We start from the raw sequence: 24,613 nt of genomic DNA, 5'->3' as shown, positions 1-24,613 counted from the left end.
GACAGCGATAAGTGCGGCGTGCTATCAATTAGGCATGCTAATGCCACCTCTGACCGGCGCTTGGCCGGCTGTACCTGCGGGCTCAGGTACAAGCTTTTCACGCGCGGGAGATCTTTTTCAGCTGCTCCGCGACGGACATGCGCGCACCCGGGCGGAATTGGCGGAGATCACCGGGCTTGCCCGGTCCACGGTGGCCAGCAGAATAGACGCCCTCGCGGCCTCCGGGCTGATTGGCCCGGCAGGCGAGGCAGTCTCCTCCGGCGGCAGACCGCCGTCGCGCTTGGCTTTTCAGCCCACAGCCCGCGTGGTTCTTGCCGCGGACATCGGCGCAACCCACATGCTCGTGGCGCTAACAGATCTGGGCGGACGGGTGCTGTGCGAATCCCGTGCCTCCATTGAGATTTCGGCGGGTCCGCAGACGGTGCTCGATCTGGTCGTGGCAGACTGCGGAAAGCTCCTGGCACAGGCTGGACGGCAGGGACGGGAACTGGCAGGGATAGGGATCGGGCTGCCGGGGCCGGTGGAGCATTCCACCGGACGCCCGGCAAACCCGCCGATCATGCCCGGCTGGGATGGCTTCGACGTCCCAGGATACGTGCAGCGGTCCTTTGCCACCGAGGTGCTGGTGGACAACGACGTGAATATTATGGCGCTCGGGGAGCGCGCGATGTATTGGCCGCATGCGCAGGATCTGTTGTTCGTCAAGGTGGCGACCGGAATCGGCGCCGGACTCATCAGCGGTGGACTTTTACAGCGCGGGTCCGACGGTACTGCGGGGGACATCGGGCACGTTCGCGTGCCGCGCGGGAATGACGTGTTATGTCGTTGCGGGAACTACGGTTGCCTGGAAGCGCTGGCTTCGGGCCCTGCCGTTGCGGCTGCCCTGACGGCCGGCGGTATTCCGGCGGCGACCGGCGAGGACGTGCTGGAGCTGGCGCACAGAGGGAGCCTTCCCGCCATTGCGGCCATGCGGCAGGCCGGGCGGGACGTGGGCGACGTGCTGGCGAGCTGTGTAAACCTCCTCAACCCGTCCATCATCGTCATCGGCGGAGGGCTGTTGACGGCCGGCGACTACCTTATGGCCGGCGTGCGCGAAATTGTCTACCAGCGGTCGCTGCCGTTGGCCACCGCCCGGCTGCGTATTGTCCAGTCCATGGCGGCCGACCAGGCGGGCGTCCTGGGGGCAAGCCGCATGGTAATTGACCATGTCCTTGCCCCCGCCAGCGTGGAAGCCCTGCTCCTGAGGCAGGCCTAGGGCGCCATCCCACCTCTCAGTCTTCCCTGCCGTCCTACCGCCCCAAAAGAATTTGCCGATCAATTACGGACTTTTGATTGACAGCCGGCAGAAGGCCCCCTAGTTTGGTGCCTGGGCCGGATCCCTGGCTTTACAGGCGCACATAGACAAGTAAGCCATGCAGTGAAAATTCGTACCCTCGCCGCGACGGCGGCTATCGCCGCGCCGCACGCTGACTGCGTCCGCATGCGGCGGAAGCAACAAATCGGCCAGTTCTTCGGAGAGCTCCGGCGGTGGCGGAAGCATCACCTGCTGGGCCAGCAACCAGGGCACCACGGCCTGGACAACCCGATTGACGATGACGTGGTGGAGCTGACCTTTGCGGAGGATTTCGGCACTCTGGCCAAAGGCGGAGTGCTGCGTTTCAAAGCGGCGGGCAATGAGCATGCCCGGGCGTTCCTGCCGGTCCGGCCCACGGACGGAAACGTGGTGGCCATTGACGGACAGGGAAATCCGGCCGTGATCGTCAAGAACCACGGCGCGGGACCGTTTTGTGCACCTATCCGCTTGAGTATCTTGCTGACGACGACGGCCGCGAGTTCGTTGGTCTGCTGAGTCAGCATGCGGGGCCGACGACGGTCGGGCTGGGTTCGGCGGCGTTGCGGACGTTGAGCGGCACCGCCGTCGAGACTATCGACCTGGACCCCTACGGGGTCGCGGCGCAGCCATCCGGACCGCAGACTTCGCCGCTATCGTCCGTTTCGTAACCGTTTCCGCCGGGCTGATTCACCATCACCAGCGGATGGGCTTCTGCCCACCCCTCGTTGAGCGCCTGGCCGAAAAGCTCCGCCGGCTGGGCGCCGGAGATAGCGTATTTGCGGTCGATCACAAAGAACGGGACACCCGTGACCCCGAGACGGCTTGCCTCGTCGAAGTCGGCCCGAACGTCGTCGGCATACTTGTCGGTCTCCAACATCTGGGTGATCTCGCCCGTGGGGAGGCCGACTGCGGTGCCGGTGTGGAGGAGGAAGTCGCGGCTGCCGATGTCCTCACCGTGCTCAAAGTGGGCCGACAGCAGCGCCTCTTTAACGTCGTCGCCCTTGCCATGCGCCGCAGCCAGGTGCAGTAACTGATGCGCCTTGAAGCTGTTCGCGACAACGGCCTTGTCAAAGTCGTAGCTCAGCCCTTCGGCGGCAGCCTGCTCCGTGACATGGCCGAACATCTGCCGCACATTATCCGGCGCCATACCCTTGCGCTCGCTCAGGTAGTCCAGTTCCGTGCCGTCGTAGTGCTCCGGAAGCGACGGATCCAGCTGGTAGCTGCGCCACTGCACCTCGACGTCGGCTTTGTGCTCGAAGGCGGCGAGGGCGGTCTCAAAACGGCGTTTCCCGATGTAACACCAAGGACACACGACGTCGGACCAGATTTCAATCTTCATAGTCAGGCAAACCCCGCCGCCGCCGGTGGTATTCCCCTTCCCTCGGTGTCGGGGGACTTCTCGTCCGTTGCATCGATGACGCAGTGCGCACCCATATTGTCGAGCAACACGGGCGCGAACTGCCTCATCGATGGCGGATTTTCGGTTGGCCTGCCGGGACCCGACCATCGGGTCTGCTGTGGCGAAGGCGTCCGGCAGGTCAACCAAATCTGTTGTTGGCGCCGGCTGGCCCTGTCAGCGGGCCCGACCTGCACCAGCACCGCGCTCAGGCGGCGACCTTATCCTTCTCCCATGCGGGCTCGGCATCCACGGCTTCGCACAGGAATCGGGCATAGGCCGGAACCGTCAGGAACTCCGGGAACTCATCGCCGAGGGCGACCTCCTCGAAAATCTCCCGGGCGTCGTCGAACCGGTCGCCGTCGAAGCGAGGCAGCTTGTCGAACTCTTCGTCCAGCAGTTCGCTGACCCAAGGCGCCGTCACGATTTCGCCGTCGTCAGTGATGGCCTGGACATGGATCCAATGCCAAATCTGCGAGCGGGCAATCTCCGCGGTGGCGGCGTCCTCCATCAGATTGTTCAGGGCGACCGCACCGTGGCCCCGCAGCCAGGACTCGATGTACTGGATGCCGACCCAGAGGTTGCTCCGGATGCCGGCCTCGGTGATCGACCCCTCGGTCCCGGCGATGTTCAGCAGCGCCCTGTCATCCGGGACAACGTCATCGCGGTGGCGGTCCAACTGGCTGCGGCGCCCGCCGAGTACGGCGTCAAAAACTTCCATGGCCACCGGCACCAGATCCGGGTGGGCCACCCAGGAACCGTCAAAGCCGTCGTTGGCTTCACGGTTCTTATCCGCACGCACCTTGTCCATGGCGATGGCGTTGGCCTCCGGGTCGCGGCGGTTCGGGACAAAGGCGGCCATGCCGCCAATCGCCATCGCGCCCCGGCGGTGGCAGGCGCGCACCAGTTGTTCGGTATAGGCGCGCATGAACGGTGCCGTCATGGTGATCTGGTTCCGGTCCGGGAGTACGAAACGCGGTCCCCGGGCGCGGAAGTTCTTGATCACGGAGAACAAGTAATCCCAACGGCCGGCGTTCAAGCCTGCTCCGTGGTCGCGCAACTCATAGAGAATTTCTTCCATCTCGAACGCTGCCGTGATGGTTTCAATCAATACCGTTGCACGGATGGTGCCCTGCGGGATACCGAGCAGGTCCTGGGCCAGGATAAAAATGTCATTCCACAGCCGGGCTTCCAGATGGTTCTCGATCTTCGGCAGGTAGAAGTACGGTCCCTTGCTCTGGGAAATCAGCCGGCGCGCATTGTGGAAGAAATACAGACCGAAATCCACGATCCCGCCGGCAATCGGTTCGCCGCCCACCAGCATATGCTTCTCCGGCAGGTGCCAGCCGCGGGGCCGGACCACGATGGTGGGCAGCGAGTCCTGTGGTCCCAGTGTGTAATCCTTGCCTTCCGGCGAGGTGAAATCGATCCGCCGTTCCAACGCATCCGTCAAGTTGAGCTGGCCCCGGATAACGTTGCCCCAGCTGGGCGTGGACGAATCCTCCATGTCGGCCAGCCAGACCTTTGCACCGGAATTCAGGGCGTTGATGGTCATTTTTCGGTCAACCGGGCCGGTGATTTCCACCCGTCGGTCTTCCAGGCCCGGGGCCGGGGGAGCAACGCGCCAATGCGGATCCTCGCGGATGGCGGAAGTCTCCGGCAGAAACCGCGGATCTGCACCGTTGGCGATCCGGGTGCGCCGTGTTTGCCGGGCCTGCAGCAGCTCCTCGCGCCGCCCGGCGGTGGCCCGGTTCAGGGCGGCAATGAAATCCAAAGCCTCCGGGGTGAGTACCTCGTCTTGACGGTGGATGGGCTGCGCGGTCAAAGTGATGCCGTTGAAGGTGATTCCATTCAGACTGTTGGTCGAGTTCATGAGAGCTTCTCCTGTGGAGTGGATCGACTGTGCACTAGGTGTCCGAATGAGGGCCAGAGGGACATCTAGTGCACAGTCGATGAGGTGGCGGAGGGTGGACCGGCCCCCATCCCGGCGCGGGTGTCGTCCGGGCCAGGGCCCGCCCATCCCGTTAGTGGAACTGCTGTGCTTCGGTTGATCCGGCCAGGGCGAGGGTGCTGCCGGAGGGGTTCAGAGCCGTCGCTACCTGATCGAAGTAGCCGGTTCCAACTTCACGCTGGTGCTTGGTTGCGGTGTAGCCGCGGTCTTCGGACGCAAATTCGCGTTCCTGGAGTTCGACGTAGGCGCTCATGCCGTCGCGGGCGTAACCGTGGGCGAGATCGAACATCGAGTAGTTGAGGGCATGGAAGCCGGCAAGGGTGATGAACTGGAACGTAAAGCCCATGGCACCGAGTTCGTGCTGGAACTTGGCGATGGTGGCGTCGTCCAGATGCTTCTTCCAGTTGAACGACGGCGAGCAGTTGTACGCGAGCATCTGATCGGGGAACTCGGACTTGACCGACTCTGCAAATTTCCGGGCCAGGGCAAGATCCGGGGTGCCGGTCTCCATCCAGATGAGGTCGGAGTAGGGCGCGTAGGCCTTGGCCCTGGCGATGCATGGTTCAATTCCGTTGCGGACCTTGTAGAAACCTTCTGCCGTACGCTCGCCCGTGATGAATTCCTGATCCCGCTCATCCACATCGGAGGTGATCAGGGTGGCCGCTTCCGCATCCGTCCTGGCAATGACCACCGTCGGGGTACCGGAGACATCCGCGGCGAGGCGGGCCGCGTTCAGCGTGCGGACGTGCTGCTGGGTGGGGATCAGCACCTTGCCGCCGAGGTGGCCGCACTTCTTTTCCGATGCGAGCTGATCTTCCCAGTGCACGCCCGAGGCGCCGGCCTGGATCATGGACTTCATCAGCTCGTAGGCGTTCAGCGGCCCGCCGAAACCGGCCTCGGCGTCGGCAATGATCGGGACCAGGTAGTCCTCGACGCTCTGGATGCCCTCGGCGAATTCGATCTGGTCCGCCCGCAGCAGTGCGTTATTGATCCGGCGGACCACCGTGGGAACCGAGTTAACCGGGTACAGCGACTGGTCCGGGTAGGTGTTGCCCGAGGTGTTGGCGTCCGCTGCGACCTGCCAGCCGGAGAGGTAGATAGCCTTGAGGCCGGCCTTGACCTGCTGTACGGCCTGGTTACCGGTCAGCGCGCCCAGTGCGTGGATGTAGCTGCCGTCCGCCCGTCCCGCCGACAGTTGATCCCAGAGTTTCTCGGCGCCGCGGCGGGCGAGCGTCTGCTCCTCCCGAACCCGGCCGCTGAGACGGACGACGTCGGCGGCCGTGTAGTCCCGGGTCACGCCTTCCCAGCGGGGGTTGGCTGCCCACTCGAGTTCGAGGGCGGCGGCAGTTTGTTCGTTGTTCTGCTCAGGCGTCATTGCGGATTCGTTTTCTGCGGTCATGGTCTCGCTCCTTTGCGGTAAATCCCGGGTGCTGCTGTCGATCTGGCGGTGGTCCGTCCCGGATGAACAAACTTGGTGATTAGTGCTGTTCCGGATCGGGATTCACGTTCCTTCTTCGTAAAAACAACTATTCCGGGGTTTTCAAGGACTTTCTAGTGTCAATCACTGGAAAGATTGGCAGTTCTTCGCTTATGCTCAAGAAATGGACAATGCAGGTTGGAATCGAAGCACGACGAGCACCCGCAAGGACCCTGACGCCGGGCAGGAAGGCGAACTCGACATCATTGCGCTGGGCCGGCGCGTGCGGCATTTGCGCAAAAAAAAGTCCATGACATTGGACGATCTCGGCGCGAAGGTGGGGACAGCGCCGTCGCAGCTTTCGCTGATTGAAAACGGCAAGCGCGAGCCCAAACTGACGTTGCTCCAGCACCTCGCCGGGGCGCTGGACGTGGGCATGGACCAGCTGCTCGGCGCGGAGCCGCCCAGCCGCCGGGCGGCCTTGGAAATCCAGTTGGAGCGGGCGCAGCGCGGGCCGTTGTACGAGTCGCTGGGATTGCCGAAAGTCCGCGTCAGTTCACGACTTTCCACAGAGGTTTTGGAATCCCTCGTGGGTCTGCAGCACGAGTTGGAGCGCCGCCTGGATGAACAGTCCGCGACACCGGAGGAGGCGCGCCGGGCCAACACCGAACTGAGGGCCGAGATGCGGGCGCAGAACAACTATTACCCCGATATTGAGCGGGAGGCGCAGAACCTGCTCCAGGCGGTGGGTCATGACCGCGGCCCACTGTCCCACCATGTCGCTGCGGACATCGCCGAGCACCTCGGATTCGGTCTGCATTATGTTGGTGACCTGCCCCATTCCACCCGGTCCGTGACGGATTTGAAGAATCACCGAATTTATCTCACCCAGGGCCAGCGTTCGGATCATGATCCGCGGTCTGTGCTGTTGCAGGCCGTGGGTCACTACGTGTTGGGTCATACGACTCCGGTCGACTATGCGGACTTCCTGCGTCAGCGCGTCTACACGAACTATTTTGCGGCGTCGCTGCTGATGCCCGAGCACGCCACCGTGGAGTACCTCAAAGAAGCGAAGGCAGCCAAGGAGCTCGCCATCGAGGATATCCGCGACGCGTTTGCGGTCTCGTATGAAACGGCCGCGCACCGCTTCACCAACCTGGCCACGGAGCATCTGGGCATCACCTGCCACTTTCAAAAGGTTCATGAGAGCGGGATCATCCATAAGGCCTATGAGAACGACGGCGTGAACTTTCCCGCCGATCACACCGGCGCCATCGAGGGGCAGGCGGTGTGCCGGTTCTGGACATCACGGGCAGTGTTCGATATCCCGGACAAGTTCCGCGCGTTCAATCAATACACGGATACGGCCGTCGGAACCTACTGGTGCACGGCCCGCACGGAGCGGCATTCGTCGGGGGAATATTCGCTGAGCATTGGCGTGCCGTATGCGCATGTGAAATGGTTCCGCGGCCGCGATACGACGGAGCGCTCGAAGTCCGGCTGCCCGGACGCGTCGTGCTGCCGGCGCCCGCCGGCCGGCTTGTCCGCGTGCTGGGCCGGCAATGCGTGGCCCAGCACGCGCGCCAATTCGCACCTGCTCGCGGCCATGCCACAGGGCGCATTCCCTGGGGTGGACGAGACCGAGGTCTACCGGTTCCTGCAGGCGCACTCCACCCCTTAGCTGAGCGTCATGCCGGCGTTTTGGACAGATGCCGGTGAAATTTCCAAGGCCTCCGTCCATATCAGCGGCAGTCCAGCCAGAGCCAGCCTCGGAGGCATTCACGACTAAGGCGTGGCAGGATTGATTCCGATCCGGGTGCAGACGGATCCAGTGCTAATACAGCGCCGCGGACGGTTACCGAACCGTCGAGGCAGCCAACCACTATTCCAGATTGAGATTTGTCATGCCATCACCGGAACAAAAGCCCCTGCAAAATTCCCCGGCCGAGTCAGCCGCGCATCGCGCTGCCCGGCACAAGCCAGCCGCCACCGCCGCCTGCTTCGCCTCGATCGGCAGCCCCTACTTCGGCATCATGATGGCCTTCATGGCGGTCATCGTCATCCTGTCCAACATCGGCGGCGCCAAGGGAGTCCAATTCGGGCCAATAACCACGGACGGCGGTTTCTTCCTCTTCCCGTTCGCCTACATCCTCGGTGATGTGATCAGCGAGGTGTACGGATTCAAAGTCGCGCGCCGGGCCATTCTGACCACTTTTGCGCTCTCCGTCTTCGCCTCGCTGACCTACTGGATCATCATCATCCTGCCGGGGTTCACGGACGAATTCGGCCAGACGAAGCAGACGGCACTGGAGGGCGCGTTGGGACCGGTGCCGCAGATTGTGCTGGCCAGCCTTCTGGGATTCGTGGCCGGACAGACCATCAACTCCCTGGTGATGGTCCGGCTGAAGGCCCGCCAGGGTGAACGCCGGCTGTGGGTGCGGCTGATGGGTTCCAGCGGAGTGGGCGAATTCGTGGACACGCTGATTTTCTGTTCCATCGCGGCGCCCATTATCGGCATCACCGGGTTCGGGATGTTTGCCAACTATGTTCTGGTCGGATTCGTTTATAAAACGCTCGTCGAGTACCTCTTCGTGCCGCTGACCGCCGTCGTCATCAAATGGATCAAGAAGCGCGAGCCGACGTATGGAATTTCCGGCGCACGCCCGGACGGGAGCGTTTTAGAGGACGGATCCGCCGCGGTGCCGGGCGGAAGTTTCTAGCGGACGCCGCCCTGCCAGAGGGCGTCGAAGGGTGCGTGCGAGGACACCCGGGCCTTGATCCCCGCCGTAACAAATTCCTTGGCGGTCCTTGCCGCGTCCAACGTCGCCGCACCCTTGGCCAGCTCCGCCGCGACCGCGGCTGCCAGCGAGCAGCCGGCGCCGCTGACGGCCGCTTCGCCGACCTTCGCTGAGCTGAGCACCTCCAGGGTCCCTCCGTCGTAATAAACGTCGACGGCGTCGGGTCCGGACAGCCGGACGCCGCCCTTGGCCAGCACCACGGCTCCGCTGATCGCATAGATGCGCTGCGCCGCTTCCTTGAGGTCCTCAACGTCGTCGATCGCTTCCATGCCCGAGAGGGAGAGGGCTTCGAAACGGTTGGGTGTGACAAAGGTGGCCAGCGGAAGGATCTGGTTCTTCAGCGCCGTGTCCGTATCCAGCGCAGCTCCCGGCTCCTGACCCTTTGCAGATCAGCACCGGATCAAGCACCAGATTCTTCGACGGGCGCGCCTGCAGGGCCTGCGCAACGGTACCGATAGCGGCGGGCGTGCCGAGCATGCCGATTTTCACGGTATCCAGGTCATCCGGACCGTAGGCGGCGAAGGAGGCCTCCAGCTGATCCGCGATCACCTCGGCATCCACGGGCATGAACCGGTGATTCCACTTGTCCTTCGGATTAAACGACACGATGCAGGTCAGCGCCGCGATACCGAATACGCCCAACTGCTGAAACGTCTTCAAATCGGCCTGCGCTCCCGCGCCTCCGGTGGCTTCCGAGCCGGCAATGGTCAGTGCGATGGACGGTCGGTGCAGGGCCGCTGGGGCAGAGCTGTGTGAGGACATCCTCCATCTTGGACCGGCATACCGGCTCCGTCCAAGCCGACAGGACGCCTGTCAGCGGACGGCGTAGTAATCCGCCAGCGTCCGGGCCTTGAATTCGAAGAAGCTGCCGTCCTCGATGCCCAGCCGGGCGTCGTCGACCATTTTGACCACGAAGCGCTCATTATGGATGGACACCAGCGTCGCCGAGACCATCTCCTTGGCCTTGAACAGGTGGTGGATGTAGGCGCGGCTGTAGTTGGCGCAGGCGTAGCAGTCGCAGCCGTCCACTAGCGGCCCGAAGTCCCGTTTGAAGCGTGCATTGGAGAGGTTGCGGCGTCCACGCGGCGTGTAGAAAGCGGAGGTGCGGGCAACCCGGGTGGGGGAGACGCAGTCGAAGGTGTCCGCACCGTTTTCAATGGCGGTGAAGATGTCATCCGGTTCCGAAATGCCCAGCAGGTGCCGCGGCTTGTCCTCCGGAAGTTCCTCGTTGCACCAGCGCACAATAGTGCCCAGGTTTTCCTTCTCCAGCGCCCCGCCAATGCCGAAGCCGTCAAAGTTCATGCCGCCAAGATCGCGCGAGGCCTTCCGGCGCAGATCCTCATACTGGGCACCCTGGATGACGCCAAACAGGGCCTGGTACGGCTTGTCCTCCCGCTCGGCGGTCAGCCGGAAATGTTCGTCAACGCAGCGCTCGGCCCAGAGCCGGGTCCGCTCCAGCGACATCTCCTGGTAGCCGCGGGAGTTCATCAGCGTGGTGAGTTCGTCAAAAGCAAACATGACGTCCGCACCCAACTGGTGCTGCACGCGCATGCTCACCTCCGGGGTGAAGCGGTGCCGGTCGCCGTTTAAATGCGACTTGAACCAGACGCCGTCGTCGTCAATATGTGCCAGCCGCTCCTTGCCCGCCGCGACCCTATCGTCCGAACCGCTGTCCGCACCGGACCCGCCGGCCTGCGCGGTGTCCATGGTGATGACTTTCTTGAAGCCCGAGCCCAGCGACATCACCTGGAACCCGCCGCTGTCCGTGAAGCTGGGGCCGGCCCAGTTCATGAACCTGCCCAAGCCGCCGGCCTCGTCCACCAGATCGGACCCCGGCTGCAGATACAAATGGTAGGCGTTCGCCAGCAGCGCCTGCGCGCCGAGCTCCTGCATCGACTCGGGCAGCACGGCTTTTACGGTGGCCTTCGTGCCCACGGCGATGAACGCGGGGGTCTTGATTTCGCCGTGCGGCGTCACCATGGTGCCGGTGCGGCCGTGAAAGCGGCCCCCGTTGGCGCCGGTCTGCCCCGCCGTGGGGCTGCAGGAATCGCTCAGGCGTTGGTCGATGGTAAAGGAGAACTGGGACTGCTTAGCGGAGGAAGGCACCTCCCCATTTTGCCAGCATCGCCGACACACGCCCGCCGCCGGAAAATTCCTGCCCCGCAGGGGTGGCGGCGCCCCGGAAGATAAGTACGCTGGGTATGTCAGAACGCATTGGACTCCCTCAGCTGCACCCCTCATCCAGGAGACGTTCATGTACAACACGGAACTTCCGCAGGATATCCCGACCCGGGGGCCGGCGAAACCCGTCCCTTACCTGATCAGCGGGGTGTTGCTGATCATCGCCATCGTCTTCCCGCTGATCGTGCCGATGTATGCCCGGGCCACGCCCCGGGTAGGCGGTCTGCCGTTTTTTTACTGGTACCAAATGCTCTGGGTTCCCATTGATGCGGTGCTGATCGGCATTTGCTACGCCCTGACGAGCAGGGAGGACCGTCGGCGCCGGGAAGTTCTGAAGCGGCCAGCTGCCGGTAGTGCAGATGGTGGTTCAGACGACGGCGGGATGTCCCACGGCGGCGGGCGCGGTGGCGGCCGCGGTGGCGGCGGTACAACCGACGGCGGCGCGGGCGGCGGTACAACCGACGGCGGCGCAGTCCGATGAGCGCGCTGACGGGTGTGGCGACCGGCTTCCTGCCCGGGGCTCTGCCCGCATCCCTGGCTGCTCCTTTGTCCTCTCCTGCGTCCACTCCACTCTCCGCGCCTCTGTCTGCGCCCGCGGTCCTGGCGGCGGGCGCGGTGAAACCGGTCGACGGCGTGGCGCTGACCGTCGTCGTCGTACTTTTTTTGCTGGTCGGGGTGCTTGGTTTTTATGCGGCCCGCTGGCGTGGCGGTGGCAAGGAGGGGCTGCATACCCTCGATGAGTGGGGTCTGGGCGGCCGGAAATTCGGCTCCTGGATCACCTGGTTCCTGCTCGGCGGGGACCTCTACACGGCCTACACCTTTGTCGCGGTACCCGCCGCCATGTGGGCCACCGGAGCCGTCAGCGGATTCTTTGCCGTGCCATACACTGTGGTGCTGTATCCGATCGTGTTCCTGCTGATGAGCAGGCTCTGGTCCGTCTCGCACCGGCACGGTTTTGTCACCACCGCGGACTTTGTGGGCGGACGGTACGGCAGCAGGACGCTCACGCTGGCCATCGCCGTGACCGGCATCGTGGCCACTATGCCGTACATCGCGCTGCAGCTGGTTGGCATCAAGTCGGTGCTGACGGTGCTCGGGGTGGGCAGCGGTGCGAACTGGTTCCTCAATGACCTGCCGCTGATTGTGGCGTTTGTGGTGCTGGCCGCCTACACCTACACCTCCGGTCTGCGCGCTCCGGCGATGATCGCCGTCGTCAAGGATGTGCTGATTTACCTTGCCGTGCTGGTGGCCATCATCTACCTGCCGGGTAAGTTCGGCGGCTGGGAGCACATCTTCGGTGCGGCGGAAACCAAACTGGGCGCCGTGAGCGCTGCCACCGGCAAGCCTGTGGGATCGGTGATTCCGGGCGCCTCCAGTTTTTCCGCCTACTGGACGTTGGCCCTCGGCTCGGCCCTGGCGTTGTTCATGTACCCGCATTCGGTCACCGGAGTGCTGGCCTCCAAGAGCCGCAACACCATCCGCAAGAACGCCGCGCTGCTCCCGCTGTACTCACTCATGCTGGGCTTCCTGGCGCTGCTGGGATACGTCGCCATCGCCGCTGGCACCAAGCCGACGGAGCTCAACGGCAGCATTAACCCCCAGCTGGTGGTCCCGCAGCTGTTCCTGGACAACTTCCCGTCCTGGTTCGCCGGGATCGCTCTGGGGGCCATCGCCGTTGGAGCGCTCGTGCCCGCGGCGATCATGTCCATCGCGGCGGCTAACCTGTTCACCCGCAATATATACCGGGAGGTTTTCAGGCCGCAGGCCACCGCCCGGCAGGAGGCGAAGGTCTCCAAGCTCGTCTCGCTGGTGGTGAAGTTCGGGGCCCTGATCTTCGTGATCGCGATGGATCAGTCCGCGGCGATCAATATGCAGCTCCTTGGCGGAATCTGGATTCTGCAGACCTTCCCCGCCATCGTGGCCGGTCTCTACACGCGCTGGTTCCACCGATGGGCGCTTTTTACCGGCTGGGCTGCGGGCATTATCTACGGCACTGTGGCCGCCTACGGCGTGGTCAATCCGGTGACGAAGGCGCACTTCGGCGGCTCCATCGCGTCGATTCCGGGGACAAACGTTCAGGTCTACATCGCCATCATGGCCTTTGCCGTGAACATTATTGTGGCGGTGGTGCTGACCCTGGTCCTGCGGGCGCTGAAGGTTGCGGAGGGGCGGGACCTCACCCGCGCCTCGGATTACGGTGCGGATGAAGACGATCCCAAGGTGCAGAAGGTGGCGCGCGAACTGCCCAAGGAACCGATCGCCTGAGACTCTCCCTCTCCACGTCGACCTCTCCGTCGCACTCCCCGTCACCCCCAAGGGGGTGAGCCCCTCAGCCCTCGGGGAAGTTCTGCTCCATGAAAGCGTCCCACTGTTCGGAAATTTCCTCGAGGGCGGCGGCGCCGAGGTCGTAAGTGGAAGCGATGACCTGCGCCCCTTTTGCCGGCCGGATCCCGGCGAGCGGTGCCTGTTCCGCGAGCACGAGGAGGCCGTCGCCGCGTTCGGCGTAGCCGTGTACGGTAAGCCCCAGCTGCGTTTCTGAGCGGTACCAGACCTTGCCTTGGAGCTCGGCTCCGGTGCTCAGCGACAGCTCATAGTCCTCCCCGGATTCGGGCAGCCAGCCGGTATCGATGCCCAGCGCTTCCCAGAGCGAGCGGGACGAGGCGGTCATGCCGTCGGCGAAAATCGTGCGACGGGTGCCGTGCGGGTGCCGCTCAAGCGCAAAACGGAGCTGCTGGATGAAGATCGCCCAGCCTGCGGTGATGTCGCTGTCGTAGGCGGCCCATTGCCCGGTGGCCTTGCCGCGGGTCATGGTCAGAACGGTGCCATCTGCCATCGGCGTGAGCGTGAAGACGTCGCCCATCTCCAAATGTAGCGTCAGATGATCGGTGCTCTCACTGACCTTGGCATAGTAGATCTCCGCAATCTCATCCGACAGGCTATCCGACTCCCAGCCGTGCCACTGGGCGATTCGGGCCGGCTCCCGGAGCATCCGCCAGACCTGCTCGGCGTCGGCGTTGATGTGCACTGAAAGCTCGTTATTGCCCATGGCCCGAATCTACCCGAGGCGGCGCCCGGCGGCTAGGGTTCCGGCGGCGGCGGCCGTGCCTGGCTGTCCGAGGGCAGGGACGCGTATGCGCGCCTTTCCGGCAATACCGGCTCAGCCGGAGTGCTCGGAGCGGCTGGTGCGGGTTCGGATCTCGGTCAGTTCGTTGTTGATCCGGCGCAGCAGCTCTGCGTCGTCGTGCGTCCGGGAGCCGCCGTGGGCCAGCAGATGCAGCAACGTGTTCAGGCGCAGCTCACGCCACTGCGGCTCCTGATCGCGTTCACCGTTGGCGATGCTGCGGTTGATTTCCTTGTCGTACAGATTCGGCTCATCGAGGCTGCGCTGCCGCACGGTGGCGTTGATTTTCGCCCGGAACGCATCCAGCTCCGCCCGGTCCGGTGCCCGCAGCGCCTCGGCCAGCTGTTCGGCGCGGTGCGCGTCGCCGTTGCTGCGTGCAAGGTAATAACTCACCGCCAGGCAGTGCTCGATCGGATTCCAGCGCCCTGGGTTGGCGTCGTAGGGCAGATCCACAATAAGGCCGGCGACGGCGACGGCGTTGCTGTCGTCCTGCAGTTCGACAAACAGCACCTGGACCAGATCGCGGACAACCTGCAGATTCGCCCCGGACTTGTAGTTGAGACCCTTGGCCAGCCTCCCTGCCAGCCGCTGGACCGTCTCGTGCCCGCCGTGGGCGGCAGCGGCGGCAGCAACGACGGCCTCCGGAGTTCCGGCATCCGCGGGGATCTTCGGTGCGGCTTCCGGCGCGGGTCGCCCGGCCCCGGGCCGCGACGTGCCGTCGTTGCCGGAGACCGCTGCGGTTCCCACGCGCTGACGCGGTGCTGTGCCAGCGGACCCGGAACGCGGTGCTGTGCCAGCGGAGCTGGAACGCGGCCCTGTGCCGCCGGTCCGGGCGCCGGGAGAGACATGCGGGGCCGGCGGTCCGGCCAATCGGATCGTGGACGCGGCCGAAACCCGGATCGTTTTTCCGCCGCCGCAGCCGAGGATGGCGACGGCCGCCTGGCCGTAGTCGTCCTGCTCCCAGCTGACGGAGAGGATTTTAGTGCTGGACCCATCCGGGGCTGCCACCAGATGACCCGGTCGTACCAGGGAGACGGGAACCGTCTTCGAGTCCTCCCCGGCACCGGTCTCCCCGGTGCCGGGCGCTGCGGAATCCGTCATGTTATGGCCCTCAAATCGTTGCACGTGGTTATCCCAGTATAGGAAAGCGGTGCGTGGTTAAGACCGCCAGCCCGAACTGGCGCGTTCGTCAGCCGCAGAAGCCGGCGATGGTTGTTCATCAGCCGCAGACGCCGGCGAAGGCCAGGGCCTGACGCACCAGATCGCCGCGTCCGCCTGCGAATTCGCTTTGCACCATCGGGCTCAGTGCCTCCTGCGGGGTCATCCAGCTCAGTTCCAGGGCGTCCTGCCGCGGATTGCATTCGCCTGTCACTGGGATGACGTACACCAGGGCGACGGCATGCTGGCGCTCGTCGGTGAATCCCGTCTGGGAAGGAGCCGGGAAGTACTCGGCGACGGTGCATGGGACGGGACTGATGGGCAACTGGGGCAGCGCGAAGGTGCCCAAATCCTTTTCAAGATGCCGCAGCAGCGCCGCGCGGATGGTTTCGCGGTACAGCACGCGGCCGGAAACCAGCGTACGTACCATGGCGCCGTCGTCGTTCGCCTGCAATAGCAGCCCCACCTCGTTCACGTAGCCCAGCGGGTCCAGCCGGACCGGCACCGCCTCCACGTAGACCATCGGCAGCCGGTTGCGGGCTTCGAAGAGGTCATCCTCGGAAAGCCAGCCTGGATAAGGGTCTGGTGTTCGTACGCTCATCCTTCTGTTTTACCCCATCCACAGCGATCGGCGACGCACTTCGCGCCCATGTTCGCGGCCGGGATGGGCGCGTAGTGCGACATCGATGGCGAGAGCGGGTGTTGGGTGAGGGGTGGCGGGGGATTGGGTGGCGCGTTAGGGTGTGCGCATGGTTGCAGAACTGCCCGAACTACTCCTGCCCGATGCCGCAGCCTGGCGCCGATGGCTGGCGGAAAACCACAGCACCAGCCCCGGCATCCGGCTGGTGCTGCATAAGAAGGGTAGTACCGTAACCGCGCTGACCTACGCGGCGGCGCTCGACGAGGCTCTGTGCTTCGGCTGGATCGACGGCGTAATCGGGCGCCGGGACGAGGGCAGCTATCTGACCCGGTTCACTCCGCGGCGCCGCGGTAGCGTCTGGTCCAAGAACAATGTGCTCAACGTTGCCCGGCTGCAGGCCGACGGCCGAATGCACACTGCGGGGGAGGCCGCTGTGGCCGCGGCGAGGGCGGATGGGCGTTGGGAAAGAGCCTATGCGGGTCAGGGATCGGCGGAGGTTCAGGCGGATCTGGCTGCGGCCATTGCCGCGGAGCCGCAGGCGCAGGCCATGTTCGAGGTGCTGACGGCCAGCAACCGGTATGCCCTGATCTATCGTGTGAACGCGGTGAAATCGGAGGCTGCGCGAACCAGGAAAATCAACGGACTTGTGCAGATGCTGGCACGCGGGGAAACTCCGTTTCCACAGAAGAGGATGCCGAACTAGTGTTCGGTGCCGGTGCCGGTGCTTGCGCTGATGCCGGTGCCTGGGCAGTTACCGGAACGCTCCCAGCCGGAGTTCCGCATTGGGGCACGAGCAAGGCCGATCAGTCGAACGGAAATGCCACTCCCTCGCCCACAACGCGCAGGCTCAGCCGCACACCGGGTCGGGCCAGCATGGCGTTCCAATGCCGGATGCTGATGATCTCTCCGCCCTTGGGTTGATGCGGATCACCGGAGGGCGCGAGCGGTTCCAGCTGCAGCCGGACAGTGGTTTCGGGCCCAAAGTAATCCGTGTCCACCACGGTTCCGTGGATCGGCCCATCCTCGGCAATGCGGATCTGTTCCGGCCGCAACATCAGCAGCACGCGGCCCTGGGACGGTGGGCGACGGACCGGTATTCCGCCCAGCGAACAGGTGGCCAGCGAGCCTTCCATCCAGGCCTCCAAAATGACGGCGTCGCCTAGGAATTCCGCGGTGGCCCGGTCCGCCGGCCGGGTGTAGACCACAAACGGATTACCGATCTGCGCCAGCGCGCCGTTCCGCATCACGGCTACCTGGTCCGCGAAGGAGAGCGCCTCCGCCTGGTCGTGCGTGACCAGGATGGTGGTGACCCCGGCCGCGGAGAGTGTCTGGGCCACGGCGCGCCGGGTTGCCACCCGCAGGCCGGCATCCAGGGCGGAAAACGGTTCATCGAGCAGCATCAGCTCGGGCTCCCGGGCCAGTGCGCGGGCGAGGGCGACGCGCTGCTGCTGGCCGCCGGAGAGCTGATAGGGACGGCGCTTGGCGTAGGACGGGTCCATCGAAACCATTTCCAGCAGGTGCGCGACGCGGTCCGCCGCGCCCTTCCCCCGGGATGCCAGGCCGAACGCCACATTCTGCCCCACCGTCAGGTGCGGGAACAATGCACCGTCCTGCGCCACGTAGCCGACGTTGCGACGGTGCGCGGGCACCCAGTCCGCCGGTCCGGCCACGACCTGCCCGTCGAGCGAAACAGTGCCCGCATCCGGAGCCTCAAAACCCGCGATCAAGCGCAGGAGCGTCGTCTTGCCCGACCCGGAAGGTCCCACGATCGCCGTCGTCCGTCCCTTCGCGACGGCCAGATCCACACCCTTGAGGACCTCCGTGCTGCCGAACGTCTTGCGGACCCCCTCAACCAAAAGATGGTTATCCGTGGTGGCGGCCACCGGCGGGGACGTCCGCCGGGCCCGCGGACCACGAGGGTGACGCGGCCGCTGCTGAGTCTGGTGCGGTTCAGTCACTGTCCGGCTGCTTTCTTGGATTGCGAGAAGAGGAGATAGGTCATCGGGGCCGACAGCAGGATCATCAGCATCGCATAGGGGGCCGCTCCCGTATAGTCGATCTCGCTGCTGAGGGTCCAGAATTCGGTGGCGAGCGTCGTTGTCCCGTTCGGTGCCAACAGCAAGGTGGCGGTCAACTCGTTCACAATGCCCAGAAAGACCAGAGCGGCGCCGCCCGCCGCGGCCGGGGCACTGAGCCGCAGCGTCACCTTCAGGAAGGCGGTAAGCGGCGTCTTGCCCAGAGCCCGGGCGGCCTCGTCCAGCTCCCTGGGCGCCTGCGCCAGCCCGGCGCGCAGATTGACCAGGGCGCGCGGCATGAACAGCAGCACGTAGGCGCCGACCAGTACGGCGGAGGTCTGATAGATGACGGGAAGCCCGTGCACCGTTATGGTCACAAACGCCAGCGCGACGACGATGCCCGGCATGGAGCTGCTGATGTAGTTCACTGCCTCCAGGGTTTTGCTCAGCCAACCCGGGTGCCGGACGGCGAGATAGGCCAACGGGAACGCGAGCACCGTGGTGAGCAGGGCCCCGGCCACACCGTAACCGAGCGTCTGCAGCAGCGAGGTCAGCAACTCCGGGCGCACCCAGATCCCGGCGCCGCCGGCGATCAGCCAACGGCCCACGTGAAAAAGTGGCACGCCGAGGGCCAGCGCGGTGAGGCCGAGCAGGCCCAGCTGTGCGGGGAACCTGTACCGTCCTAACTCCAGTCGGGTGGGTGCGGCCTGCGCGCCGGAGCCAATTCGCGCATACCTCGCGTTGCCACGGGTTCGGGACTCCGCGAGCAGCAGCAACAGACAAAAAAAGACCAGCACGCTGGCGAGCATATTGGCCGCGGCGCCGTTGAATGTGGATTGGTACTGCTCGTAAATGGCTGTGGTAAAGGTGTCGAAGCGGATCATCGCAAACGCGCCGTATTCGGCCAGCAGATGCAGGGCCACCAGCAGCGCGCCGCCAGCGACCGCAAGCCGCAGCTGCGGCAGCACGACGCGTGCGAACACCCGCCAGGATCCCAGGCCCAGGGAGGCGCCGGACTGCTCCAGGGCCGGGTCCATCCGGCTCAGCGTGGCGGCGACCGGAATATAGACCAGTGGGAAATAGGAGAGCGTGGAGATCAGCACGCCACCGAAGATCCCACTCAGCGACGGCACCGCGCTGACCCAGGCATAGCTGTTGACGAAGGCCGGAATGGCCAGCGGGGCCGCCAGCAGGAGCGACCAGGCCTTGTGCCCGCGCAGGGATGTGCGCTCCACCAGCCAGGCGCCGCCGACACCGAGGACCACGCACAGCGGCACGGTGATGACCACCAGGGCAATGGTATTCATCAGCAGCGCGGCCACCCGCGGACGGAAGACCAGGGTGGAAATAGTATCCCAGCCCGCGCCGATGGTCATGTCCACCACATAGCCCAGCGGCAGCAGCGCAAATGCCGCTATCAGAACGCAGATCAGCACCACGGCTGGCGGGGGGCTGGAGCTGTTGCCCCTGCCCCCCGCCGGTCCGGGTACCTTGGCCGGATCCGCTGTCAGCGGCGCCGCCGTCGTTTTTTCCACAGGTTCTAGAGTAGCCCTGCACTGGTCATGAGCTCGTTGACCTTCTGTGAGTTCAACTTGGCAGGATCGATCTTGGGAGCGTCAAGGTCCGCGAGCGGGGTGAGCTTGTCATTGGCGGGAACATCGCTGGCCACGGGGTATTCGAACGACGTGCCCGTCTGCAGGACCGTCTGGCCCCCCTTGCCGGTAATGAACTTCAGGAACTGCTGGGCCTGTGTCTGGTGCTTGCTGGACGCCAGGACACCGCCGCCGGAGATGCTGACAAATGCGCCCGGGTCCTGGTTCTTGAAGTATTCCAAGGACACGTTGTTGCTGTTCTCACCGGTCTTGGCCTGATCGCCGAAGTAGTAGTAGTGGTAGATGATCGCCCCTTCCACCTCTCCGGCGTTGACCGCCTTCATGGCCGTGCTGTTGCCCTTGTAGGCCTTGGAGTTTTCCTTCATGGACTTCAGCCAGCTCAGTGTGGCGTCCTCGCCCTTGAGCTCCAGCATGGCGGAGACAATGGCCTGGAAATCCGCGCCCGAGGGGGAGGCTGCCCAGCGGCCTTTCCAGGCGGAATCGGCCAGATCCATGATGGACTTGGGCAGCTGGTCCGCGGAGAGTTTGGTCTTGTTGTAGGCGAAGACCGTGCTGCGGGCGGCAATGCCGGTCCACTTGTTGGTGGAGGGGCGGAACTGCTCAGGAACCTGTGCCACGGTGTCCTTGTCGATGTCCGCGAACAGGCCCGCGTTTTCCACCTGCGTCATGGCAGGGGAGTTCTCGGTCAGGAACACGTCCGCCGGCGAGTTTTTGCCCTCCTGGGTCAGCTGGGCGGCCAGCTCGGAGTCGTCGCCGCTGCGAAGCGTGACCTTGATGCCGGTTTCCTTGGTGAACGCGTCGGCCCAGGACTTGGTCAGCGTCTCGTGCTGGGCGTTGTAGACGGTGATCCCGTCGGCGCCTCCACTGCTTCCCGAACCGGTGGAACTGCCGCTCCCGCAGGCAGACAGCGTCAGCAGGGCAACGGTGACGGCGGCGATGCCGGCCGCAGATTTGGATGCTACCAAAAGGGGGAACTTCACGTCAGGAGGGCCTTTCCATTATGGATCAGGGAAGTGGAGGGGAGGAAGGGCGGTCACCCGGCTTCCTCAACCGACTTTAGGTGAGCCAATCCTAACTTTCCAAGCAAAAGGCTTCTTTTGTGATCAGGATCACGCTAAATACAGCACGTTTCCGTTGCGGAATTCTTATTTCATTGCGGGGGTGCCCATTTCAACGACGACTATGTGAAATCCGCAGTCACCTGCACCTCTGGTTAAGCTGCGCTCTCCAACTTCAGTAGCGACGCCGCCGTCTTCGCAGTCAACCATTCTTCATAACCTGCGACACGGACCACTCAGCGTTCTTGCCGCGATGTACGCCAAGTTAGCCAACTACGCCAACACAGTTGCCAGCGAGCGGTCTGCTGAGCTGGAAGGCGGATTCGAACGTCATCCACGCCTGGAGCTGGGTGGACAATTCCACCGGCTGCCCGGCCCGATAGCTTACTTCCGCCGGAAGACTGATATCGCTGCTGAAAGCAGGCTTTGGATCGGTTCGCCTTCCCGCCCAGAGTTCGTCGGCCGTGTCCAGGACCAGGTCTGCAGCCAGCCGTCGGGTTCGTTCGGGCAGGGCCGAATGCCGGGCTGCGAAACTCAGGTACCGGATGAGAATTCCGGTGAACAGGCCACCGTCGCCTCCGCCGTGCAGCCGTAGCGGGCTTCGGGTGCCGCCGTCGTTCTCCAGTACCTCGTTTTCCACTGTTTTCGCGGTCAGCTGACGGGCGACGGCGTCAATCAAGTCAGCAGCATGCGCCAGGTTGCGCTCGCCGCCAAGCTCCAGCATCGCGCCGAGCACGGGACCCTGGTTGTAGCTGTAGATGGTTCGTTCGATTTCCGGTCCGGCCGCCTGCGGGTGGACTCCGTCCAGGTAGAGGCCCTGGCCCGGGTCGTACAACGTGTCCCGGAGCCAATCGACCAGGCTTTGTGCGCGATCGGGCTGGCCGTTGCGGGCGAAATAGAGGGCAGAGGGGCCGCTGGCCGGTGTGTTTTTGTAGTCGCGTTTCCGGGACCAGAAGATGCCCCCGCCCAGATCATTGGTGTGGGCTCGGGCCAGCTGGGTACCCAGCACCCTGCCGGCTCGGCGGCCGCAGCGCATGCCGTTGGTGCCCCGGGCGCCGGGATTGTGGGAGCTGGAATGGACGATGCTGAACATGGCGTCCATTCGACCTGCCGCCAACGCCAGCCACGCCATGTCGTCGTAATAGTTGTTGGTCAGGCGCAGGAAATTCCGCAGGCGAATGGTCCGCAGCAGCCGCCGGGCCTGCAGGAACGGATCTGCTCGATCCGTCGGTCGGCCCGCGGCACGGAACGCCCCACGCGTTGCCCGGCCGGTACGTGACGACTGTTCCGTGCTCTGCCGCCAGGCCGAATCCACCAGGGCATCCAGATAATGCGCCTGCCACCAGTAATTCCATTCGGCCCACGGCGAGAAGCTGCGACGGGTCGGGCAGCGGGAATGGGCCAGCCACGTGCCCGGCAGCCCGAGAAGCCGATGTCCAAATCCGGCGTTAATCGCGTCCGCGGCCACCTGGGCCCGCAATGACCACTGCGCCGCATCGGTTCTCATGGCCGTAACATTACCGTGGCATTCGGAGCGTGCTGGTGGTCCCAACCGAAACCAGTCGGCACCTCGTGATTCCCCGGAACCCGACGCGCCCGTGCTCGCGCTGGAGAAGTTGTTCGCACAGACGGGAACCCCTCCGGCCGACATCGGCACGTTTGATTGGCTGGTGCCGCAGCAAATGCCGGTCTCGGACTGGTCCTAAATGCCGACTTCGTGCTTGCCTCGCCCATGGCATCGTTTCTGAGCGTCGATGCAGGAATTGGACTGACCCCGGACTGCGGTGTTTCGTTTCTATTGCCCCAGATGATCGGCCCCGGCGCCGGGTTCCCGCCCACGGGCATTTCAGTTAGGCTTCATTAACAATTTCAGTACGGACCATCGCAACCTCGACGTGGAGGAATTATGGACATCAGCAATGCCGTCGCATTAATTACCGGAGGAGCCTCCGGCCTGGGCGCCGCAACGGCCAGACGCCTGCATGGGCTTGGCGCCGCCGTCGTGCTGGTTGATCTGCAGCAGTCTGCCGGTGCGGATCTGGCCGCAGAACTGGGCGACCGGGCGGTTTTTGTGGCCGCTGACGTCAGCAACGAGGAGCAGGTGCAGGCCGCCGTGGACGCCGCGACCCGCTTGGGCCCGCTGCGTGTGCTGGTGAACTGCGCGGGCGTCGCGACGCCGGGCAAGGTGCTGGGTCGCGATGGCGTGCTGCCGCTGGAGAACTTCAGCAGGGTCATCCAAATTAATCTGATCGGCACCTTTAATGTGCTGCGGCTGGGCGCGCAGGCGATGGCGGCCACAGACCCGCTGGAGGGCGGATTCGGTACGTCCGAGCGCGGCGTCATCATCAATACCGCGTCCGTCGCGGCCTTTGACGGGCAGATCGGCCAGCCCGCCTACGCAGCATCCAAGGGCGCAGTGGCAGCGATGACGCTCCCGGTGGCGCGGGAGCTGGCGCGCTCGCTGATCCGGGTGGTGACCATCGCGCCGGGAATTTTCGAAACACCCATGATGGCGGGGCTGCCGCAGGCGGCTCAGGATTCGCTGGGAGCTGCGGTTCCGCACCCGTCCCGGCTCGGGAAGCCGGCCGAATATGCGGCCTTGGTGGAGCATATTGTGGCGAACGAAATGCTGAACGGCGAGACGATCCGGCTGGACGGCGCGATCCGGATGCAGCCCAAATAGTGGGGAGTCCGCACGACGATCTGCCCCCGGCGGATTTCTACGATTTTGAGGCTCTGCTCTCTGCCGCGGAGCGGGCCAAGATGGCGCAGCTGCGGGAGTTCCTGGCCGCAGAGGTGGCGCCCTATGCTACTGATTGGTGGAATGCCGCGGAATTCCCGGCCCATATTCTGCCCAAGCTGGCCGGGCTGGGTCTGAGCTCACCTGCACAGCAGGGGTACAGTCACCTTTTTGCCGGTTTCGTGGTGGCGGAAATGACCCGGGTGGATACCTCGCTGGCCACGTTCTTCCTGGTCCACCATGACCTGTTCGTTCAGTCGTTGCAGGAGTTCGGCTCGGACGAGCAGAAATCGCGGCTGCTGGCGGATGCGATGGCACTGCGGATTACCGGCGCTTTTGCCCTCACCGAGCCGGATCATGGCAGTGACGTGGCGGGTGGAATGACGACGACGGCAACCCGGTTCCGCGGGACCGGCGGAGCCGCGGACAGCTGGGTCGTCAACGGGTCCAAACGCTGGATCGGCAATGGGACGTTCTGCGATTACATGCTGCTCTGGGCCAAGGACACCGGCACCGGCCAGACCCGCGGTTTCATCCTCGATGCTCAGTTGCCCGGCGTGACGCGGACCAGGATTGAGCACAAGATTGCGCTGCGGACGGTGCAGAATGCCCATATTCTGCTCGAAAACGTGACAATTGCGGAGGCGGATCGGTTTGCGGGGATCGATGCGTTCGCCGATACCAATCAGCTGCTCCTGGGTTCCCGGGTGATGGTGGCGTGGCAGGCGGTAGGGCAGCAGTTGGCCGCGTTCGACGTCGCCCGCGCGTACGCTGTCGAACGCGAACAGTTTGGGCGACCGCTGGCGCGCTTCCAATTAATCCAGCAGCAGCTGGTCCAGATGCTGGGAAATGCGACGGCGAGCCTGGCCATGATGGTGCGGATTGCTGGGCTTCGCGATGCGGCCGATGCGGGCGGAAGTGCCGGTGCGCGGATGGGGCAGGTCGCGCTGGCGAAGGCCTTCACCACGGCCAGGATGCGTGAAACGGTGGCGATGGGCCGATCGCTGCTGGGCGGCAACGGAATTGTCACCGACTACCGAATGGCCAAGATTTTTGCCGACGCCGAGGCGATCTACACCTACGAGGGCTCGCACGAAATCAACACGCTGATCACCGGCCGGGCGATCACGGGCGTTTCCGCGATCATCTGAGCCGGTGGGGGCCGCGGGAGCGCAGTGGGCCGGTTCAGCGC

The 24,613-nt window shown here is 64.5% G+C and carries 21 protein-coding genes and 1 pseudogene; 10 read left to right on the top strand and 12 right to left on the bottom strand.

What is annotated here, in order from left to right; translation table 11 throughout:
- The first annotated feature begins 40 nt into the window (after positions 1 to 40).
- Together QMG52_RS01750 and QMG52_RS01745 are read left to right on the top strand one after the other, a co-directional pair.
- Positions 41 to 1,255, top strand: a complete 1,215-nt coding sequence (locus QMG52_RS01750; protein WP_283558717.1) for an ROK family transcriptional regulator — start codon at positions 41 to 43, stop codon at positions 1,253 to 1,255.
- Between the two features lie 162 nt (positions 1,256 to 1,417).
- Positions 1,418 to 1,849, top strand: coding sequence for a hypothetical protein (locus QMG52_RS01745; protein WP_283558716.1), 432 nt, complete (start codon positions 1,418 to 1,420; stop codon positions 1,847 to 1,849).
- Between the two features lie 91 nt (positions 1,850 to 1,940).
- On the opposite strand, the gene QMG52_RS01740 is transcribed toward QMG52_RS01745, so the two are convergent.
- From QMG52_RS01740 to aceA, 3 genes are all read right to left on the bottom strand, one after another.
- Positions 1,941 to 2,672 (bottom strand): DsbA family oxidoreductase, encoded by a 732-nt coding sequence (locus QMG52_RS01740; protein WP_283558715.1) that lies wholly within the window; start codon positions 2,670 to 2,672, stop codon positions 1,941 to 1,943.
- Positions 2,673 to 2,937: 265 nt separating this feature from the next.
- A complete protein-coding gene (gene aceB, locus QMG52_RS01735; RefSeq protein WP_283558714.1) occupies positions 2,938 to 4,602 on the bottom strand; it encodes a malate synthase A in 1,665 nt (554 codons plus the stop codon).
- Between the two features lie 151 nt (positions 4,603 to 4,753).
- On the bottom strand, positions 4,754 to 6,055 hold the full coding sequence (aceA, locus tag QMG52_RS01730) for an isocitrate lyase (RefSeq protein WP_502920432.1): 1,302 nt from the start codon (positions 6,053 to 6,055) through the stop codon (positions 4,754 to 4,756).
- Positions 6,056 to 6,281: 226 nt separating this feature from the next.
- On the opposite strand from aceA, the gene QMG52_RS01725 reads away from it, so the two are divergent.
- Together QMG52_RS01725 and QMG52_RS01720 are read left to right on the top strand one after the other, a co-directional pair.
- Complete coding sequence (locus tag QMG52_RS01725; RefSeq protein ID WP_283558712.1) at positions 6,282 to 7,778, top strand: helix-turn-helix domain-containing protein; 1,497 nt, start codon at positions 6,282 to 6,284, stop codon at positions 7,776 to 7,778.
- A gap of 223 nt (positions 7,779 to 8,001) precedes the next feature.
- Positions 8,002 to 8,817, top strand: coding sequence for a queuosine precursor transporter (locus tag QMG52_RS01720; RefSeq protein ID WP_283558711.1), 816 nt, complete (start codon positions 8,002 to 8,004; stop codon positions 8,815 to 8,817).
- Here QMG52_RS01720 and QMG52_RS01715 read toward each other — a convergent pair.
- Both QMG52_RS01715 and tgt read right to left on the bottom strand, forming a co-directional pair.
- Positions 8,814 to 9,657 (bottom strand): annotated as a pseudogene (locus QMG52_RS01715) (hydroxymethylpyrimidine/phosphomethylpyrimidine kinase). The gene QMG52_RS01720 and the pseudogene QMG52_RS01715 sit on opposite strands and share 4 nt — an antisense overlap.
- 51 nt (positions 9,658 to 9,708) lie before the next feature.
- Positions 9,709 to 11,001: a tRNA guanosine(34) transglycosylase Tgt gene (gene tgt, locus QMG52_RS01710; protein WP_349361639.1), complete on the bottom strand. Its 1,293-nt coding sequence runs from the start codon at positions 10,999 to 11,001 to the stop codon at positions 9,709 to 9,711.
- A gap of 148 nt (positions 11,002 to 11,149) precedes the next feature.
- Between tgt and QMG52_RS01705 the strand changes: the two genes are divergently transcribed.
- Positions 11,150 to 11,557, top strand: coding sequence for a DUF3311 domain-containing protein (locus QMG52_RS01705; RefSeq protein WP_283558709.1), 408 nt, complete (start codon positions 11,150 to 11,152; stop codon positions 11,555 to 11,557).
- On the top strand, positions 11,554 to 13,341 hold the full coding sequence (mctP, locus tag QMG52_RS01700) for a monocarboxylate uptake permease MctP (RefSeq protein WP_283558708.1): 1,788 nt from the start codon (positions 11,554 to 11,556) through the stop codon (positions 13,339 to 13,341). Before QMG52_RS01705 ends, mctP begins: the two co-directional genes overlap by 4 nt.
- 64 nt (positions 13,342 to 13,405) lie before the next feature.
- Here mctP and QMG52_RS01695 read toward each other — a convergent pair whose 3' ends face one another.
- The 3 genes from QMG52_RS01695 to QMG52_RS01685 all read right to left on the bottom strand — a co-directional run bounded on the left by QMG52_RS01695 (position 13,406) and on the right by QMG52_RS01685 (position 15,956).
- The gene (locus QMG52_RS01695; protein WP_283558707.1) at positions 13,406 to 14,122 is read right to left on the bottom strand and encodes an SRPBCC family protein; all 717 of its coding nucleotides are present in this window, start codon (positions 14,120 to 14,122) and stop codon (positions 13,406 to 13,408) included.
- 111 nt (positions 14,123 to 14,233) lie between these two features.
- Positions 14,234 to 15,298, bottom strand: coding sequence for a DUF6707 family protein (locus QMG52_RS01690; protein ID WP_283558706.1), 1,065 nt, complete (start codon positions 15,296 to 15,298; stop codon positions 14,234 to 14,236).
- Positions 15,299 to 15,416: 118 nt separating this feature from the next.
- Positions 15,417 to 15,956, bottom strand: a complete 540-nt coding sequence (locus QMG52_RS01685) for an NUDIX hydrolase family protein (RefSeq protein WP_283558705.1) — start codon at positions 15,954 to 15,956, stop codon at positions 15,417 to 15,419.
- Between the two features lie 148 nt (positions 15,957 to 16,104).
- On the opposite strand from QMG52_RS01685, the gene QMG52_RS01680 reads away from it, so the two are divergent.
- Positions 16,105 to 16,698 carry a YdeI/OmpD-associated family protein gene (locus tag QMG52_RS01680; protein WP_283558704.1) on the top strand — a complete coding sequence of 198 codons (594 nt, stop codon included), beginning with the start codon at positions 16,105 to 16,107 and terminating at the stop codon, positions 16,696 to 16,698.
- 100 nt (positions 16,699 to 16,798) lie between these two features.
- On the opposite strand, the gene QMG52_RS01675 is transcribed toward QMG52_RS01680, so the two are convergent.
- The 4 genes from QMG52_RS01675 to QMG52_RS01660 form a co-directional block, all read right to left on the bottom strand.
- Positions 16,799 to 17,878, bottom strand: a complete 1,080-nt coding sequence (locus tag QMG52_RS01675; RefSeq protein WP_283558857.1) for an ABC transporter ATP-binding protein — start codon at positions 17,876 to 17,878, stop codon at positions 16,799 to 16,801.
- Between the two features lie 71 nt (positions 17,879 to 17,949).
- Entirely contained in the window at positions 17,950 to 19,449 is a 1,500-nt protein-coding gene (locus QMG52_RS01670) for an ABC transporter permease (protein ID WP_502920431.1), read from the bottom strand.
- 101 nt (positions 19,450 to 19,550) lie between these two features.
- Positions 19,551 to 20,603 carry an iron ABC transporter substrate-binding protein gene (locus QMG52_RS01665; protein WP_283558702.1) on the bottom strand — a complete coding sequence of 351 codons (1,053 nt, stop codon included), beginning with the start codon at positions 20,601 to 20,603 and terminating at the stop codon, positions 19,551 to 19,553.
- Between the two features lie 343 nt (positions 20,604 to 20,946).
- Entirely contained in the window at positions 20,947 to 22,188 is a 1,242-nt protein-coding gene (locus QMG52_RS01660) for a glycoside hydrolase family 76 protein (RefSeq protein WP_283558701.1), read from the bottom strand.
- A gap of 156 nt (positions 22,189 to 22,344) precedes the next feature.
- Between QMG52_RS01660 and QMG52_RS01655 the strand changes: the two genes are divergently transcribed.
- Genes QMG52_RS01655 through QMG52_RS01645 form a run of 3 tightly spaced genes read left to right on the top strand, consistent with a single transcriptional unit; the run spans position 22,345 to position 24,572 of the window.
- A complete protein-coding gene (locus tag QMG52_RS01655) occupies positions 22,345 to 22,545 on the top strand; it encodes an enoyl-CoA hydratase-related protein (RefSeq protein WP_502920427.1) in 201 nt (66 codons plus the stop codon).
- 42 nt (positions 22,546 to 22,587) lie between these two features.
- Positions 22,588 to 23,364, top strand: coding sequence for a 3-hydroxyacyl-CoA dehydrogenase (locus tag QMG52_RS01650; RefSeq protein WP_283558700.1), 777 nt, complete (start codon positions 22,588 to 22,590; stop codon positions 23,362 to 23,364).
- Positions 23,364 to 24,572, top strand: a complete 1,209-nt coding sequence (locus tag QMG52_RS01645) for an acyl-CoA dehydrogenase family protein (RefSeq protein WP_283558699.1) — start codon at positions 23,364 to 23,366, stop codon at positions 24,570 to 24,572. The genes QMG52_RS01650 and QMG52_RS01645 overlap by 1 nt, the downstream gene beginning before the upstream one ends.
- Positions 24,573 to 24,613 lie beyond the last annotated feature (41 nt).

This window comes from Paenarthrobacter sp. PH39-S1 (assembly GCF_030063245.1).
In the GTDB taxonomy this organism is placed as follows: Bacteria; Actinomycetota; Actinomycetes; order Actinomycetales; family Micrococcaceae; genus Arthrobacter_M.
This window is presented reverse-complemented; position numbering and strand designations above follow the sequence as displayed.